Annotated in this window: 15 protein-coding genes and 1 pseudogene; 12 read left to right on the top strand and 4 right to left on the bottom strand. The window is 58.6% G+C overall.

Annotated elements, in window-relative coordinates:
- Positions 1-74: 74 nt before the first annotated feature.
- Positions 75-284 (bottom strand): hypothetical protein, encoded by a 210-nt coding sequence (locus JQ621_RS31805; RefSeq protein WP_212240871.1) that lies wholly within the window; start codon positions 282-284, stop codon positions 75-77.
- A gap of 772 nt (positions 285-1,056) precedes the next feature.
- Here JQ621_RS31805 and JQ621_RS31800 point away from each other — a divergent pair.
- The 4 genes from JQ621_RS31800 to JQ621_RS31785 are packed head-to-tail and all read left to right on the top strand — an operon-like array spanning position 1,057 to position 3,759.
- Entirely contained in the window at positions 1,057-2,040 is a 984-nt protein-coding gene (locus JQ621_RS31800; RefSeq protein WP_212240908.1) for a DUF3618 domain-containing protein, read from the top strand.
- Between the two features lie 11 nt (positions 2,041-2,051).
- A complete protein-coding gene (locus tag JQ621_RS31795; RefSeq protein ID WP_212240869.1) occupies positions 2,052-2,615 on the top strand; it encodes a hypothetical protein in 564 nt (187 codons plus the stop codon).
- On the top strand, positions 2,612-3,028 hold the full coding sequence (locus tag JQ621_RS31790; protein WP_212240867.1) for a phage holin family protein: 417 nt from the start codon (positions 2,612-2,614) through the stop codon (positions 3,026-3,028). Before JQ621_RS31795 ends, JQ621_RS31790 begins: the two co-directional genes overlap by 4 nt.
- Positions 3,025-3,759: a hypothetical protein gene (locus JQ621_RS31785; protein WP_212240865.1), complete on the top strand. Its 735-nt coding sequence runs from the start codon at positions 3,025-3,027 to the stop codon at positions 3,757-3,759. The genes JQ621_RS31790 and JQ621_RS31785 overlap by 4 nt, the downstream gene beginning before the upstream one ends.
- A 154-nt stretch (positions 3,760-3,913) precedes the next feature.
- Here JQ621_RS31785 and JQ621_RS31780 read toward each other — a convergent pair whose 3' ends face one another.
- Together JQ621_RS31780 and JQ621_RS31775 are read right to left on the bottom strand one after the other, a co-directional pair.
- Positions 3,914-4,051: a hypothetical protein gene (locus JQ621_RS31780; protein WP_212240863.1), complete on the bottom strand. Its 138-nt coding sequence runs from the start codon at positions 4,049-4,051 to the stop codon at positions 3,914-3,916.
- Positions 4,051-4,425 (bottom strand): carbohydrate porin, encoded by a 375-nt coding sequence (locus JQ621_RS31775; protein ID WP_464165376.1) that lies wholly within the window; start codon positions 4,423-4,425, stop codon positions 4,051-4,053. The genes JQ621_RS31780 and JQ621_RS31775 overlap by 1 nt, the downstream gene beginning before the upstream one ends.
- Between JQ621_RS31775 and JQ621_RS31770 the strand changes: the two genes are divergently transcribed.
- From JQ621_RS31770 to JQ621_RS31760, 3 genes are all read left to right on the top strand, one after another.
- Entirely contained in the window at positions 4,411-4,596 is a 186-nt protein-coding gene (locus JQ621_RS31770) for a hypothetical protein (protein WP_212240912.1), read from the top strand. The genes JQ621_RS31775 and JQ621_RS31770 overlap by 15 nt on opposite strands.
- A gap of 1,841 nt (positions 4,597-6,437) precedes the next feature.
- A complete protein-coding gene (locus JQ621_RS31765) occupies positions 6,438-7,358 on the top strand; it encodes a hypothetical protein (protein ID WP_212240861.1) in 921 nt (306 codons plus the stop codon).
- Positions 7,359-7,375: 17 nt separating this feature from the next.
- Positions 7,376-7,687, top strand: a complete 312-nt coding sequence (locus JQ621_RS31760) for a site-specific integrase (RefSeq protein ID WP_212240859.1) — start codon at positions 7,376-7,378, stop codon at positions 7,685-7,687.
- Between the two features lie 603 nt (positions 7,688-8,290).
- Here JQ621_RS31760 and JQ621_RS31755 read toward each other — a convergent pair.
- Positions 8,291-8,587, bottom strand: a pseudogene (locus JQ621_RS31755) (Crp/Fnr family transcriptional regulator); the annotation flags it as partial.
- A 909-nt stretch (positions 8,588-9,496) separates the two neighbouring features.
- Here JQ621_RS31755 and JQ621_RS31750 point away from each other — a divergent pair.
- From JQ621_RS31750 to JQ621_RS31730, 5 genes are all read left to right on the top strand, one after another.
- Positions 9,497-10,357, top strand: coding sequence for an SDR family oxidoreductase (locus tag JQ621_RS31750; RefSeq protein ID WP_212240857.1), 861 nt, complete (start codon positions 9,497-9,499; stop codon positions 10,355-10,357).
- Between the two features lie 507 nt (positions 10,358-10,864).
- Entirely contained in the window at positions 10,865-11,284 is a 420-nt protein-coding gene (locus JQ621_RS31745; RefSeq protein ID WP_212240856.1) for a ferritin-like domain-containing protein, read from the top strand.
- Positions 11,285-12,727: 1,443 nt separating this feature from the next.
- Entirely contained in the window at positions 12,728-13,858 is a 1,131-nt protein-coding gene (locus JQ621_RS35950; RefSeq protein ID WP_212240855.1) for a helix-turn-helix transcriptional regulator, read from the top strand.
- A gap of 67 nt (positions 13,859-13,925) precedes the next feature.
- Complete coding sequence (locus JQ621_RS31735; RefSeq protein ID WP_212240854.1) at positions 13,926-14,363, top strand: cupin domain-containing protein; 438 nt, start codon at positions 13,926-13,928, stop codon at positions 14,361-14,363.
- Positions 14,364-14,469: 106 nt separating this feature from the next.
- Positions 14,470-14,982: a lipocalin-like domain-containing protein gene (locus JQ621_RS31730; RefSeq protein WP_212240853.1), complete on the top strand. Its 513-nt coding sequence runs from the start codon at positions 14,470-14,472 to the stop codon at positions 14,980-14,982.
- The last annotated feature ends 517 nt before the right edge of the window (positions 14,983-15,499 follow it).

Here is a 15,499-nt window from a genome sequence, read left to right as displayed (position 1 = left end):
GGAGATGATCAACAGCGTCCAGTCCGGCCTCGCGGTGCTTACCACCAGTTGCCTGACGAGCTTCTCCATAAGCCTCAACATTCGTCCTTCGGGAGACTGTTCAGGTAGGCCAGGCCGAACCCGGTCAGTTCTTCGACCTCGCTCACGCGCGCTTCCCATCTTCCTCGAAGGTGGCGTTGTAGAAGACAGCGCCGGTTGTCCGCGGCATCCACGTCGCGATGCCTCGCCAGATAGAGGGACCAAACTGTATCCACCGCTCGCCGCAGCGGGGCTTCGTCGACCATGTTCCCGGTCCAACAACATTGACATCGTCGAACGGCAACTCGTCGCCCGAGCGGAGGTTTCCAGTTTTTCCCGAAAATCTGAAGCCCAGTGAGGGAGCATGGACTCTGCGGGGCTGGGCGATCTCGGTGCGGCAGAAGCTGGCGCCATCCGGGAGTCTGAGGAGCATGGTTGGATGCAAGACCGAGCTTACCCGCACGACCCTGAGCTCGCATTGGAAATGCAAAGCAAGAACCGCCGCTGTTCTATCCCCAGCAAGCCATGTTGCTTCAACCGGCAAAACCTGTCCGGAATATTCGCCTGCGGATCTATAGAGTTCCCGCGCTTGCGAATTCCTCTTCAGATGGAGCCCAGGCTCAGGATCGCCGGTAGGCGCACGATTCACATGGATGGGCCTGCCGGGCCCGCTGCCGCTAATCTCGTAAGACGAAGATATTCATGTTCCGTCCGTGCCGACCGTCGGTCGTGCACTAGCGATGCGACTGCTCAAGTCAGGTCTCGCACGAAGCCGAAACCTGCGCCGCACAAGAGGAGTAGGCGGAGGTCCAAGCGCTGGCCTTCGCTTAGTAGATTGAGGTCTACGCTCGTTGGATTGCGTTCGGTTCATCGCTGCTGAGCACCTCCCGATACCTACAGTTCGGTGATGGCGGAGCGTTAGATCGCGCTGTCGCGCATGTACGTGGGCTATTTCACCCGGCATGCCTCCAAGTAGGAACGATTTAAGTAAGCATGAGTTCGATCAGTAGGAAATCCGAAAAGCTGAAAGAGGGTGCGATGACGCGATCCGTGGAGGAATTGCGACGTGAGTCCGAGCGGAGCCGCGCTGAGCTGGCCGCTACGGTCGATCGGCTGAAGGAGCAAGTCTCGGAGACGGCTGAAGACCTCCGTCACAAGGTATCGCCGCAGCACATCAAGTCGGAGGTTTCCGACTACGTTAGCCACACGACGAAGAGCTGGGCTGACGGACTGAAGCAGCAGATCATGGACAACCCTCTGCGCGCGGTGGCCGCCGGGACGGCCGTGGCGGTGCCACTTCTACGCTGGGCCCGCGGCGTCCCCCTGCCGCTCTTGATGATCGGTGCTGGTTTGGCGCTTACCTCGAAGACCGTGCGCGACCGCGCGGCCGAGGCTTCCGGCCCTGCGATGGACAAGGCGGGGCAGGTTTTCGAGGACATGGCGGGACAAGCCCGCACCGTGCAAGGCAATCTTAGGGATCAACTATCTTCCGCCGGGAATCAGGCCGCCAGCATGGCGAATGAGGCGCAGGATGCGACTGCCGGCCTTGCAGACGGCTTGCGAGAACGGGCCGCCCAGGCTGCAGATACAATTGGGGAGAAACTCAAAGGCGGTGTGGATGCGGTGAAGGACAGCGCCTCCGCAGCAAGGGAGGCCGCCGGGAGGGCACCGGAGCAGGCGCGGGCGATCATCAGCGACAACGCCGCACTGATCGGCAGTCTGGGCGTTGCGATCGGAGCCATCATCGCAGCCGCTCTTCCGGAGACGAAGACTGAGGCCATGGCGATGGGTCAGGCCAGCGACGGCGTGAAGCGCGCCGCAGCCGACGCCGCTCAATCGGGATTTGCGGCGGCAAAAGACGCCGCAATGTCGGCAGCCGACGCCGCGACAAGGACCGTTGGCGAGGCCGATCTCGGCGAGCATGCCAGCCGCATGACCCAGAATATGGCCGACTCTCTTAAGGCAGCGGCCGACGATGTCGTCGGTGCTGCCTTCAACCCTCCCCGTAACTCCAATACGTGAAAGAAACCGTCATGAGCGATCTGGACCTGAGCAAAAGCGCCAACTCCAACCAAAACCGGGACGCGAGTTCCCCAAAGAACCTGAAAGATCAAGTGCAAGAGGCCGGTGCGGCGGTTAAGCAGCGTGCAGGCGACGCCTTCCAGGCCTCGGTTGACAACGCGCAAGACAAATTCAAAGAAGTGGGAGACGCGGCCAAGAACCTGGCATCAGGGACCATGGACCAAATTCAAGGCCATGCACGCGAGCAGCAGCGCTCTGGGGCCGAGTTTGTAGAGCGACTTGCCGACAACGTCAGGGAGGCGGCTCGAGCTTTCGAGAGCGACGTGCCTTTCGCCGCGCGCGGCATCAACTCCGCCGCGGACTATGTTGAAGATGCCGCCGAGAAGATGCGCAACGGCAGCTTCCGCGACCTCCTGGACGGCGCGACTGATTTCGCGAAGCGCCAGCCGGCTGCTTTCCTGGGCATTTCGGTGCTCGCCGGTTTTGCCGCGGTTCGCTTCCTGAAAGCCTCCGGCGCGCCTTCATCGGGACCCGAAACGAGCAATAAGGCGCCCTCGATGCAGGGCGTGTCATGACCATTCAGCGCGATATCAAGACGAGCCAGGACGATCTTCGAACCATCTCTACGCTGGTAACCGACGCGATCGGGCAATTTGGGAAACTGTTCCAGAACGAAATTGACCTCGCCAAGGCGGAGTTCAGCGACAGAGTGCAGAAGGTAACGGGAGCAGCAGCTCTCATTGCTGGCGGCGCCCTTCTGGTGATGCCCGCCATCGTGATGGTGCTCTTTGCATTGTCAGCAGCGCTGATCTCCGCGGGATGGTCGCAGCCGCTTTCCTACCTAAGTTCCGCGATCTTTGCAGGGGCAATTGCGGGGGTGCTGTTTGCGATCGGCATCAACCGGCTGGATGCCCGGAACCTTGCGCCTCGTGAAACAATCCGACAGCTGGAAAAGGATAAGGACACTGTGAAGGGAATGGTCCGATGACGAGCACGCAGCCTGGTTTTTTTGACATTCTGGTCGCAGCGGCGCGAGAAAATCCTCTTGCCGCAGTCCTTATCGGGGGCGGCGCGCTCTGGCTCATGGCTGGAGACGACAAGATCAAGGGTGCCGCTCGGTCCACGGCAGCTGCTGCGGCCGGTGCGGTCGATAGCGGAGTGAGCACGATGCGGACTGCGGCATCTGCGCTCCAGCGCACAGCCGCGCCTCCCACCGCGCCTGAAATGGATCACGAGGGCACCTTTAACGTGGGCGACACATTGCAGTCAGCCAAGGTCTCGGCGTCCGGAGCCTTGTCGGAGGCCGCAGACAAGATGAGGGATAGGTTTGAGGACGGCGTCGAGATGGTGAGGGACGGTTTCGCTAAAGTGGGCGACCAGCTTCCGGGCAGTGAAGCCGTCACAAAAGCGAAGTCGTCACTGGCCGAGGCGCTCGAAAAGCAGCCGCTGGTGATCGGCGTCATTGGCTTGGCTATCGGTGCGGCAGTCGCAGGGGCATTTCGAACGACCGAAATCGAAAGCAACTACGTCGGCTCGATGAGCGATGATGTGAAGGCTGACCTAAAGACTCGGGCGGGTGCCGTTTCACAGGCGTTGCGCGAATCGTCCGACACGTTGTCGGCCGAAGTTTCGGACGCCGGTGCCGACGCTCTGGATCGCATCAAGCAAACCGGCATGCACGCAGTTCAGGCAGCACGTGAAAAGGCCATGATGCGCTGATCGTATTGAGACTGGATTGAAAGTCGTTGCCTGACCACGCGGCGACTTTTGTCCGCCTCGATAGCCTGGTGAGGCCGCCAAGATAGCCCTCTTCCTTCCCTCGGATCTGTACGAACTCCGCAGCCATCAAGTAGTTCGGAGCTTGGCAGGGACGTTATTTGACTCGCCATTCCCTATCAAGCTGGCCAACCATCAGGCCGGCCTCGAGGATCCCCTTCATTTTTTCCCAGATCTTTATCTCTTCCCCTTGCGATGAACACCAGCCGGGAGCGTCTTTGTCACTGACTTCCATTAGATCTCCTTATCGTAACCTGCCTTTTCTTGCGAACGGTCCTCCTGAAGTAGCTTTGCCGCGAGGATCGGGACTCGGTCGCGCATAGGCCTGGGCTCGCTTCGAGACGTGCGCATAGCCGGCCGCGATCCCAAACTTGTCGTCCGGCCGTTTGTCGCTGAGACCGATGAATTCGAACCCCGCGTTAGATCGATCAGATTGCGATCGGCGAGAGCACCGGAGACGCGCGCGAAGATGCCGATTCCGCGGTCATCGCTTTTGGGCACGCGATAAAGCTGCTGCTCGAAGATCGCCCAGCCGCCGATGTCGCCCGCCAGCATGATTGGGTGCCGGGGCAATCCGCTGCCAGCAGGAGAACGTTGACGAAAGCGCAGTCTTCGGCCGGCGACCTGATGGAGCGCCAGCCGCTGGTCATCGGCGCCATTGGTTTGGCGGTCGGCGCTGCACTCGCAGGCGCGCTTAGAACGACCCAGATCGAAGACAACTACATCGGCGGCGTGAGCGACGACGTGAAGGCGGGCGTGAGCGATTGCTCAAGCAGATAGCCAAAGGTCTACAACCCGCACGAATAGCGCCCGCGAACGATAGCCAAAGGTGGCGATCTCAAAATGCGATGCGTCTCGCAACGGAGGGGGCGATGTTCTTGATATTCGAGAGGCTCTCGGCGACTGCGAACGGGCATGTGAGTTTCGGTGCGAGCGGTGGCCGCTCCTTTGAAAGTAGAACCGAAGCAGTACGGATCGGCCAGCTTCTTCGAATGCCCTTGCGGTGCTCAGATATGGGATCGAGTGCACATCGCGTGAGACCCTGAGCAACTGACGTTGAAAGCTTCGCTCGCATGACGATGGCCACCATGCAGAGGGCGTCATTCTCTCGCGCAGCCACCAAACCTAAGAGCGACAAACCGACGATCATCTTGGTGGAGTGAGCTTCGATTGGAACGGGCCGGTCGCCGTCCTGTTGACAAATGCCAGCACCGCCGCCGGTGCAGGCGGAGCGGCCCCGGTTTACCTGCCCCCAAGCCCCCCGCCGGGGCCGTCTCTCCGGCGAAGGTCGGTGCTGACATTTACCATTTGCGACAACAATGGCTGGTCTCCGAAAGCCATCCTGATCGCCCCGGGGACGTCCCGCGTATGCAGATGAGGTGACCGCGGACCGGTCATTGGACCTTCGCCGTGAACCGCGCTGATTATGCCGCATGAGGATTGACAACGGTGTAGCCGCTTAGCGACCTCGGATGAAGGCGCGTAACATGCCCGCCCGAGTTTGCGTCATAAGCCATCCAAGTGTCGCCGCCGATGTGCTGCTCCAACACGAAGACGTGGCCTTGCCGCGCTGCGACCATTCCGGGCGATGGCGAGGTGCGAGGAAAACGCAGCCAAGCAGATGCAAGGTTCAACTCGGGCACGATATGCCCGAAGACGCGGATGGAAGCGCCACAACCGCAAAACGATTGCGGGCAACCGGCTGGGCGACTCCCAATGACTCGTTCTCCTCCTACGCCGATACTCGCGACGGAGACGCTAGTCCGCTGCATTAATGGTAATCTTCGCTGTGCGATCTGGTGGTCCGGCGAAGACGAAAAGTCGCACGGCATAATCACATTGCATTCGGCCGCATGAGCTGTGCGAACGGGCCGGGCTTCGGCAGCGAGCGACGCAACTACGAAAAAGGTTGACGCAACCAGCACTCTTTCAAACATGCAGGACTCCTTAAGTGACAGTCCTGCCCCATCGCCAGAAGCCATCAGGAACACGGCCAAATGGGGTCCTAAAGTTGTCAATATGAATGCGCGGCTGCTAAAGCGCGCTGGCTCCGTCGAACGGATTAGGTTTTGACGGGCAAGTACCTATATACGGATATCACCGCGCTGCCCGTGGCTCCTATCGGTGCCGAGAACGCCCTTCGTGCTCCCGCCCAACTTAGAGGTGCGACGATATGGGTAAGCGGAGACGTGTGAGCCAGACGAAATCTCTTCATGATCGCCTTGGGGAGTTCGCCCGGCGCGCTCAAGAAGAAGCCGAGAAATTGCCGCCAGGACCGGAACGAGATGCGGCCCTTCGCAAAGCCCAGCAGGCACAGACCGGAGCCCATATTGACGAGTGGATCAATTCGGAGGGTATGAAACCCCCGAAATGAACTCTGCTTCTCAATTTGCATATCGGCGAGTTGGCGGCGGCGCTCACGAGGAGCTATGACCAGGCTCGCAGCCATATTGGATGGCCTAGATATGGGACCAAGCGCTCAGAGTAAAGGCGCGGAACGTAGCACGCACGTTCGGTGGGACGGGCGCTATCGCCATTGCAGAACCGGAAGGCTTCGCTCGCGTCCATGGCTGCACGTTTCGATACAATCGAGCCAGGGTCGTCAGAAGATTCTCTTCCGCGTGCGAGAATTGGGCTTCTCTGCTAGTGTCGGTCGCTTTCTTGATGGGGCCGAATGGGCGAAGCTGGGCAATCCTTCGGAAAGCGACCGCGACGAGGGGGTCGTCTGTTGGACGTGGGGAAGGCTGGGCGAGGAATACAAGCTTTACCTGTCCGAGATGAGGGAAGATGCGACCGGCAGGGCGATCTACCCGTCGGAGGACTCCCAGAGCGACGTTCGCGGGATATTCGGTCGTCCCGAGGTCGCGCGGCACGACGGACGGTCGCTGAACGATCTCGACGAGACCTGGTTCGAGGACGTGCAGGAAGTTCTGCATAAGACATATGGTTTTGACGCCTACCGCAAGTTCCGCGCCTACGGACAGGCGGCCTTGAACTGGGCCAAGACGTTCCGGCGAAAGGACAGCGGGCTTGACGGCCGTGCCTGGTGGCTGTTGGCCGAGAAGCGCCGGCGTACGAAGACGGAAGTCGAAAAGAAGGTTGAGCGCGACAAGGCCCTCCTGAAGAAGAAGGCCGCGTTCAAGGTCGAGCATCTCGGCATGGCGCTGGACCGGCACGAGCGATACTGCGCCTCAAGAACCGGCAACGAACGCGTCTCCCCAGGCGTGCGTTGGGGCTTCTGGTGGGACGCCCTCACCGGCCATCGGCGCGGATCAGGAACGTGGGTCGCGCTTGAAGACGTCCAGTTCCAGGATCCCCGAGGGGAGCCGGGTTGGGGCCTGGCGACCTGGCAGCCCGACATCCTCAAGACGCACGATCCGTTCGCATTCCGATTCCGCCGTTCGGCGTACACATCATGCGATGCTGCATGCGCGATTGGGGCGCAGCAGACGAGCGCGCTGGCATACAGCGCAAGACCAAGTGGATCTTCGCCTCCCGTGTCACCGCTGCGGGCGACCTCGCCGTCTCCGGTTCGGCCCTAGCCAACCATATCCGCAACATGCGTGGCAAGCGGGAGAGCAATCATCGGGATCACCTGCGCGGCATTCCCGACTTCAGCATGCATTTGATCCGGTCCACGCTAGGCGATCACATCCTTGACGAGACGGACCTTCCCCCCGGTACGGCCTCGCTGCTCATCGGCCACGAGATCGAGGGCGACAAGAAAGACGATCTCGATCGGATCGCACCGACGAGCAAGCGCTGGTATCTCCAGGCGCAGCGCATTCCCGAGAAGACCCAAGCGATGGCGGTCTGGTGCGATGCCCTGCTCGAAGCCTATCGGAGGGCCGGCGGCATATATCCCGAATAGCTGCCCTTTGGCGGATGTAGAATTCCGCTTGCCGAGAGTCGCGACCGGAAAGGCGCTCTCGTCTGTCTTTCGGCGTAGGGTCTCGGCCTTGATCGGCATGGGGTCCGATGAATCAGATTCAATGCAATCAGTGACTTGAAGGAGTACTGAAGACGCTGATGGGGTCACTTTTCGGTCAGCATCCACATTCATGGACTTCCTGCTCTCTCGGATCGGTCAGGAGCAGTTGGCAACACGCTCCTTCGGCACCGTACGCTCGGATCTGACGACCGGGTAAAGGGCAATTGTGAGCAAGGATACTCTCCTATCCGCGTCGGACCAGACCTGCTGGCGAATCTCGACCAATCGAAGCGGAAAGCCTTCTTCCAGGAATGGCGCGGTGCGCTGGATGGCCGGTGACGATGACATTCGTTCCTAACGCCTTGACGATGGACGGACGCACCCTGGGCCTAGATTTCCGCCAACAATTGGTTGATCGGCAACCCGCGCTCCTAAGCGAGACGTACCGTCCTGAGAAATTGACCAACCTCATGCTGAAGCCGGCGGCTCTCCTGAGAAAGGGACTGGGCTGCCAATAGCACACTACCTGATGCCGCCCCCGTCTGACTGGCACAGGCACGCCTCCATCGCTGTCGTTGTCGCAATCCGCAGCGAATGACCGTTCATGCAGCCCTCGCCAAAGAATTGACCCGGCTCTAAAATACCGACAACAGCTTCCTTGCCTTGCTCAGATATGACGACAACCTTCACCCGTCCCTTCTGGACGTAAAAGATTTTGTTCGCCTCGTCACCCTAGGAGAAAACGACGTCGCCCTTGCCAATCTCAAGGATGGTCTTTCCCTCGCCCACGTTGGCGAGAAAGTCTCTCGGGTCAAACGGTGTATTGGTTCTGCCGGGCATGCCGATTTTGGCCCTCATGAATGTCCACTTTGGCCTACCGCCCGAAGGCGGTCCCAATAAACCAGCCGGACGGAAAGACCCTTTGCCCGGTTCATCGGAGCGTCATTTCGCGACTCTGCGAAGCGAGCCTTGGGACTTGGTCGATCTCCGCCATCGGCACTCAACTATATCACTGCTTTGAACCGACCGGTCGTTTTGCATTCCGAACACTCGAATATGCGGACTTCATGACCGGGCTCGTCAGGTTCGATGCAAACGAGCCGCATAGGCCTGCCGCACCTCAAACACGGAAGAATTCCGATCTCGGCCCGGCTAAGCAGTGGGTTTGGCTGGATAGATGACATCTGCTTTCCCCGAAGTTCGGCGGGAGCGTTACCTATCTCTCTGTCGCTGATAACTGCCTGTCGGAGCAGCGATTGCCGCAGTCTGGCTCAACTCATGCTGGCGCGCCTGGTCAATATTGACCAAAACCCCGAATTCGGATCGACAGGTATCTTCAGGCCGACACTGTTCGTTAGCGTGAAGGTCTCATGAGGCCTTCGATTTATCAGATCAGAGGTGGCACAGGCTCACCTAGGCAGTGAGACGACAGCGTTGCAGGTATTGCAGCGGAATATTTTCGCGGCCGGATGGCAGGTCCAGCGCTCGACCGCGGACTTCCGCTCTACCCCTCTGAGCCGACGTGCAGCCGCAGCGGGTCAAAGGCAACGATCGGCCAATAAGGGACATCGAGCATCCAACGAACCCTTAGGCAGAGCGAAGAGCTCGGTCGGTATTGTCCGTCCGACAGCCTGGATTGGGCATAGATCGGCGCCAGCATGAGGTGACGTACGACAATTCGGTCTGCTAACGTGGTGCCCTTCGCATATTTGGGCGGCTGTGCCCGCCAATCTATTGGAGGAGTTTGTAATGGCCTTAGCGCTAGTTACCGGAACGAGCAGTGGCATTGGACTGGCCACCTCTGTGTCTTTGGCCCGTAGTGGCCACACGTTGATCGCCACGATGCGAGATTTGAGTCGAGCCACAGAGCTAAAGAAGATAGCCGAAGTCGAAGATCTGCCAATCTCGTTCGAAGAACTCGATGTTAACAGCGATACTGCCGTTGATGAACTAATGCGGCGCTTGCTCAACGACCGTGGTCACATCGATGTTTTAGTGAACAATGCGGGTCTCGGCGGTGGAGGGTCCATAGAAGAACTCCCGCTCGAATTTTTTCGCGAAGTCATGGAAACTAATTACTTCGGCGCATTGCGATGCATAAAGGCCTTGATTCCGAGCATGCGCACACGTCGCGCTGGCTGCATCATAAACGTTACCTCAATCGCTGGTCGGATGGCCATCGCGCCAGCTGGGTCTTATGCCGCTTCAAAATGGGCGCTTGAAGCACTCAGTGAAAGCTTGGCCCAAGAGATGAAGGCATTCAATGTGCGGGTCGCGATCGTAGAGCCCGGAGTAATTGCTACTCCCATATTCAGCAAGGCACGCCCAATCGCGCCGGATAGTCCTTATCCTCATGCACGCCGGCAGCGCGCGCTGTTTTCGGCGTCCTTGACCCAACCCACGTCTCCGTACATTGTTGGTGAAAAGATTTGCGAAATCGTGAAGAGCGGTAGTTGGCAGCTCCGATATCCCGTGGGCCCCGACGCCGAACCTTTCCTTAAATGGCGTGCAGGCAAGACTGACGAGGAGATCGTGCAAATGGGCGGTGCCACAGACGAAGAATTTAAGTCCATCGCCAAGCGAGAGTTCGGCCTCGACGTCATTCTCTGACCGAACGAAAAGAAAGGATAACACTGCGACCACAAACTTGCTGGCCACTTCTGCAACGGCTCAGGATCGTCTGCGCAGACGAACACACCCGGTCTGCCAGTTCCGATATGAGTGGAAGGATGTCAGGTGAGAGATAGTGATATTGTCTTCGAACAGCCATAAGGACCTAGCGGAGAACGCTAACGCGGCGCCAACAGCGGACATACAGAGCCGTGGGTTAATGCAGTATAGGGAAATTTAGGCCGGTCTTGGAAGACCAAACATGTCGGCTAATGGGATGGTCCGCCGTGCTCCTGCCCCGCCAGTCAGCGAAGCTGGCAAGGGGCGATGAAGGCTCTGCTAGTTCCTACGCGGATAGGAACGGCCGGATAAGACGGTAAGCCAGCGCCGTTTCCAGAGCACTGCAGGCCTCTTAGGTGTCCTGGCGGCATCACGGCGGACCGCGGCCGAAACTTGGAACAAACACAAGTCTGCAACATTACAGTCTCCTGCACATGAGAGGTTGCGATGGCCGCGGATAGCTTAAAAAAACTGCATACGTCGCTCGTCGACAATCGGAAAGGCTACGAGAAGGCGGTCGAGGACGCTGAGCCGAATGTGAAGTCCTTGTTCAGCGAAATGGCCGCGTTGAAGGAGAAGGATCACGCCGAACTGCACGCCGGCCTAACGAAGTTGGGCGAGAAGCCGGACGAGTCCGGATCGTTCATGGCTACGGTCCACAAGACAGTCATCGGCGTCCGCGCGGCCACCACAGGGCTAGGGACCAATTCTCTTCCTTCATTCGTGATGGGTGAAAAACAAGTTGTCGACGAGTACGACGAAGCGATCGAAGAATGTTCCTCGGATCGAGAGTTCGTCGCTACGTTGACTCGTCAGAAACAGAACTTGCTTGTCAAGATCGCTGAGATGGAGCGTCTTCACACGTAAGGTCCCAAGACGTCGCAGCGGTCAAGTCCAAATTTCGATGGTGTTAGCTAGGCTGTTTCCGCATCCAGCGTCACTTCCTCGATACGCACTCTATTGATTAGATTAAGCAAGTGCGTTGAGGCGCGGGCATCGCCAAAATCCCAGCGCCAACGCTTGTTCTCGGCCAACACGGGGGCCGTCTCTCGGTTCTCTTTTGTCGCTTGAGTGCTAAGGCCGCGACCGCTAGGTTGGCCGCGGAGGCTGACAATCGTATTTCGTCATCCTTCGTTGGTAACCTTTAGCCCTTTTCCTTGGGCTCCGCCTCTGGGCGCCTAATCCAAAGTACGCTGAGGGCATTGCCGTCCTCTCCGTTCTTCGCATTAACTCCAGAGGCGGGTTCTTTCTTACGATCAATCTTTCTAGCCGGGGATTTTTTACGGAGATCCGTGGGACCGTCCCTTCGCTGAAAGGCCGCCGCGACCAGGCGCCGCCCGCGAATCGTTTGCTCTACAAAGTAGAAGCGCAGACCAGCTTGCCGAAAATCCTTTTCGCGCGCTTTGTTGTCGTGGGTCCATGGAGCGGCACCGGGCGAAAGTTCGCCTTGCACCATCTTTTTCGGATATTAAGCCCCTGCATGCCGTTCGCGGCCCGGCGGGGGTCTTTGTTTAAGTCGCGCAAGCGCCGCAGGACGACGCCATTCATGGTCGACTGGACAAGACAAATCGTCGGCGAAATGAATTGCGATGCGATCGGCAAACGTCCTGCGGGTGAATATGTCCGCCGGCGTCAGCGAAGTCCGGCGGGATGAAGATCCGGACGAGGTCCTTGCCCGGGCGGAACTGGCTCTCTGACGACGCACCGCCGTCGGTTAAGACACCAGAACGACGAAGGCCGCAGCGGGAGGTTTAATCGCTACGGCCCGCGCCAGTTCAAAAATGCCGGGTGAAAGAGATCTAAGTGAAGTATGCGCCAGCCCCGGTAGGAAAACTTTAACAGACGTCACCGAGGGGCCGCGAGTCATTTCGTAAGCTCCGAATCTGGAACTTTCGGTAACCTTATCGGCCGGGCGCCCCGGCGCTCAAATCCGAAATTGGATCAGCTGCCGGGGGCTTGGCCGGTGCGCGTCACGGCCTCGCACCATCCACCTAAGCCCCGTCGAACCCTCGCGGATCGGCGGGGAAAGATGGACTCTGCTGATTGCTATCTCGCTGTCTGCGTTACTTGACTCGTCCGCAAAACGGTTTGCGGGGCGCGTCTGCCAGACTACAAGTCTCTTATAACAAAATTGCAGCCGTTAAATTTTGCATTGGTTGCTCCGACGGACATCCGGGGACTGGTCGAAGTGAGGCTTAATCACCCAGGTGGGTGAGGTGAGCGACCTCAAGTTGTGGTAGGCTGCAGTCGGGTCGTCACAACCCGGGCGCGCTTGTCATGTATGGACCGCAGTAAAGAGGGAACGCGCCGGTGATACTCCCAAGCGAACGAATCGAAAAAGTTCTCGACCTCATCTACGACGCAGCAGCCGAAAATGACCTCTGGCGCGATGTGCTGACAGCCATAGCCGACTTGACCAACAGCCAGGGTGGCATCCTCTTTGGCTTTTCGTTTCTCAAGCAGGCGGTCTACTTCGATTACAACGGCCGTCTGAACGAGGAATGCAAACAGGCCTTTCAGGAGCGGCATTTGATGAACCCCTGGGCCATCTACATGGAAAAGCAGCCGGTCGGGCGGCTGGTCATGTCGGACGAAATCATGGAACTCGACAACCTGCAGCGAACGCCGTTTTACGACGAGGTGTTGCGGCCGCAGGAAGTCGGCCATAGCGCCCTGATGGCCATCGCGAGAAAAGAGGATTTCGCGGCGGCCTTCAATTTGTGCCGGACGCTGCGTCAGGGACCGCTCAAGGCTGAGGAACTGCGCCTGCTCGAATGGCTGTCGCCGCACATGGGCCGTTCCGCGGCACTGGGCTTTCGCATCGATGGATACCGCAGTCTCCGGGACGCCGCATTCGAGGTCCTAGATCGTCTTTTCGATGGCGTTGCAATCCTTGATCGCAAGGCTCGCATCCTGTTCGCCAATGAAACCGTACGAGCGCTCGAGACGGAAGGCATGCTTCGTTTGCGGCCGACAGTTGCATTGGCGTCGTCGAGCCATTCACCTCGCCTCACCGCGATGATCAAAGCGGCGATAAGCGGGGCGCCGGGAGGCATCATGAGCATTCCCCGCAATGCCGATGGACACCTCCTGACACTCACCGTGTCCTCAATCCGAGGTAAGGACCTCGGACGGATGTCGGACGCCGGCTTCAAGGATGCCGCCGTGTTTCTCTTCGTTGTTGATCCAGCGAACCGGCGTTCGATCTCCTCCGAGCAGATCATGGATGGCTACAAGCTCACCCAGGCGGAGGCGCGCGTAGCGCTTGCCGTCTCGTCCGGGCTCAACGTCAGCGAAGCCGGGCGGCTGTTAAATCTGTCGCCGAACACGATCAAGACCCACCTGCGTCGCATCTACGCAAAGACCGCGACCGAAAGCCAGGTCGAGCTCGCTATGTTGATGACGGCGGTGGGTACATTGCGTCCGCCTGCCGAGGCATAATAGTCGGTCCTATCACGCATGGTTGCGTCGTTTCTGGTTGTGAGACGGTCTAACGCGGGAGCTATTTATGCGTCGCCTTGTGTTGATCTCGTTAAATGCCTTTTTCTTTCTCGGCCGGTTGGCATGGGCTGATCCTCTTTCGGAGGTCCGCTTGCTGCCTGCAGAGTTAGAGTGGAAGAAGATCAACACAGGAAATGAAAGGGCGACTGTCGCAGGGGACGACGCAAAATCCGGTCTCTACGCCTACCGGATACGTTTCCCGGCAAATGCTCGATTGGCGCCGCACTTTCATCCGGATGACCGCGTCGGCACGGTCCTATCCGGCACGCTCTACTTTGGTTATGGAACCGAATTCAACGTTATTGAACTGAAACCACTTCAACCAGGAAGCTCCTGGACCGAACCGGCAAACACGCCTCACTTTGCATGGGCAAAAGACGGCGAGGTCGTCATACAGGTGGTTGGCGTTGGCCCGTCCGGGACAAACCAGGCATCGCCGAAATGAAGGTGGCTGCTCGTCTATCTGGGCCGCGGCTAAGGCCAATGTCGGCTCTCCCTGCAACAGCCGACTTTTAAGGTAGCATAACGTATTTCAAACTGTGAGGGCGCGGATGGACCGACGAGCTTTTCTCGTTTCTTCAATGGGAGTTCTGGCTACCAGTTCCTCCGCAACAGCCGATCAGCTTCCCCTACGCTCTCGATTGATCGGGACTTGGTTGCTGACTGAAGCGGTGACGGTGAAGGGGAACGAGACCGTTCCCTGGTTCGGGCGGCATCCGCCTATCACTGGCGTCATTATTTACAGCGAAAATGGCTGGATGAGTGTGCAAATAGCAGGTGCACATGCAGGCACGATTTCGCGCGCTGATTTCGATAAGCTTTCCGCCGCCGATCGTGCGGCGTGGTTTGATGAATACTACGCCTATTGTGGCACGTTTGAGGTGGACGACGCGGCGCACGTCGTGACGCACCACGTTGTTAGCTCTCTCCTCCCGTACGAAACGGGGACCATTCTGAAGCGCAATGTCTCTATCAACGAAGACGGGTTGTCGTTGCTAACCCCAGCTCGGGACGATGGTGGACAAACAACCTTCAACCGGCTGGTTTGGAAGAGGGCGACCTGAGCCAAAAAAATAGGGCCGCCGCCTATCCCTAGTTTGAGCTGCGATCTCGAGCCACAGACGCTTCCAAGACGTCTTTAACAGTCGCCGTCAGCTTCGCTTTGGAGAACTTTGATGTCTGAGCCATAGTTTGCAGGTGGAAAGGGCGTTTTGAGCGGTAATGTCACGAGCCGTTCCGAGGAGACGCGAAACAAAACCAGGCTCATACATCCGTTCGCGGCAGTTTCGAGAAGCTTGTCGTTAGAAACCTCGTCTTCGCAAGCCGTCAGGAGAAAGACTTCGAAGAGCATGCCCGGCGCTTGAGCAATCTCGCCGAAGCATGGCGCAAAATTGCCGACGGCCGTGCCGGCGAGTTTGATCTCGACTTGATCGATACTGAATACGCTGGGTTGGCCCGGGCGAATGTCTCATGGTTGTGAGGATGGCATCGAAGCAGCTGCCATCAACTCTATAAGTGCCGCCGTAGGCAATGTTCGCGAAACGCAGCGCAAGAACGTCACTTCGCATTGAGCCGCGAAGC

Origin of the sequence: Bradyrhizobium manausense, assembly GCF_018129685.1 — a bacterium.
Taxonomy (GTDB): domain Bacteria; phylum Pseudomonadota; class Alphaproteobacteria; order Rhizobiales; family Xanthobacteraceae; genus Bradyrhizobium; species Bradyrhizobium manausense_D.
This window is presented reverse-complemented; position numbering and strand designations above follow the sequence as displayed.

Bases quoted from the DNA above. Each gene is read 5' to 3' on its own strand.
- JQ621_RS31800 (WP_212240908.1), top strand. From the start codon at position 1,057: ATGACGCGATCCGTGGAGGAATTGCGACGTGAGTCCGAGCGGAGCCGC.
- JQ621_RS31760 (WP_212240859.1), top strand. From the start codon at position 7,376: ATGCGTGGCAAGCGGGAGAGCAATCATCGGGATCACCTGCGCGGCATT.
- JQ621_RS31790 (WP_212240867.1), top strand. From the start codon at position 2,612: ATGACCATTCAGCGCGATATCAAGACGAGCCAGGACGATCTTCGAACC.
- JQ621_RS31780 (WP_212240863.1), bottom strand. From the start codon at position 4,051: ATGGAAGTCAGTGACAAAGACGCTCCCGGCTGGTGTTCATCGCAAGGG.
- JQ621_RS31750 (WP_212240857.1), top strand. From the start codon at position 9,497: ATGGCCTTAGCGCTAGTTACCGGAACGAGCAGTGGCATTGGACTGGCC.
- JQ621_RS31730 (WP_212240853.1), top strand. From the start codon at position 14,470: ATGGACCGACGAGCTTTTCTCGTTTCTTCAATGGGAGTTCTGGCTACC.
- JQ621_RS31745 (WP_212240856.1), top strand. From the start codon at position 10,865: ATGGCCGCGGATAGCTTAAAAAAACTGCATACGTCGCTCGTCGACAAT.
- JQ621_RS31735 (WP_212240854.1), top strand. From the start codon at position 13,926: ATGCGTCGCCTTGTGTTGATCTCGTTAAATGCCTTTTTCTTTCTCGGC.
- JQ621_RS31805 (WP_212240871.1), bottom strand. From the start codon at position 284: ATGGTCGACGAAGCCCCGCTGCGGCGAGCGGTGGATACAGTTTGGTCC.
- JQ621_RS31785 (WP_212240865.1), top strand. From the start codon at position 3,025: ATGACGAGCACGCAGCCTGGTTTTTTTGACATTCTGGTCGCAGCGGCG.
- JQ621_RS31795 (WP_212240869.1), top strand. From the start codon at position 2,052: ATGAGCGATCTGGACCTGAGCAAAAGCGCCAACTCCAACCAAAACCGG.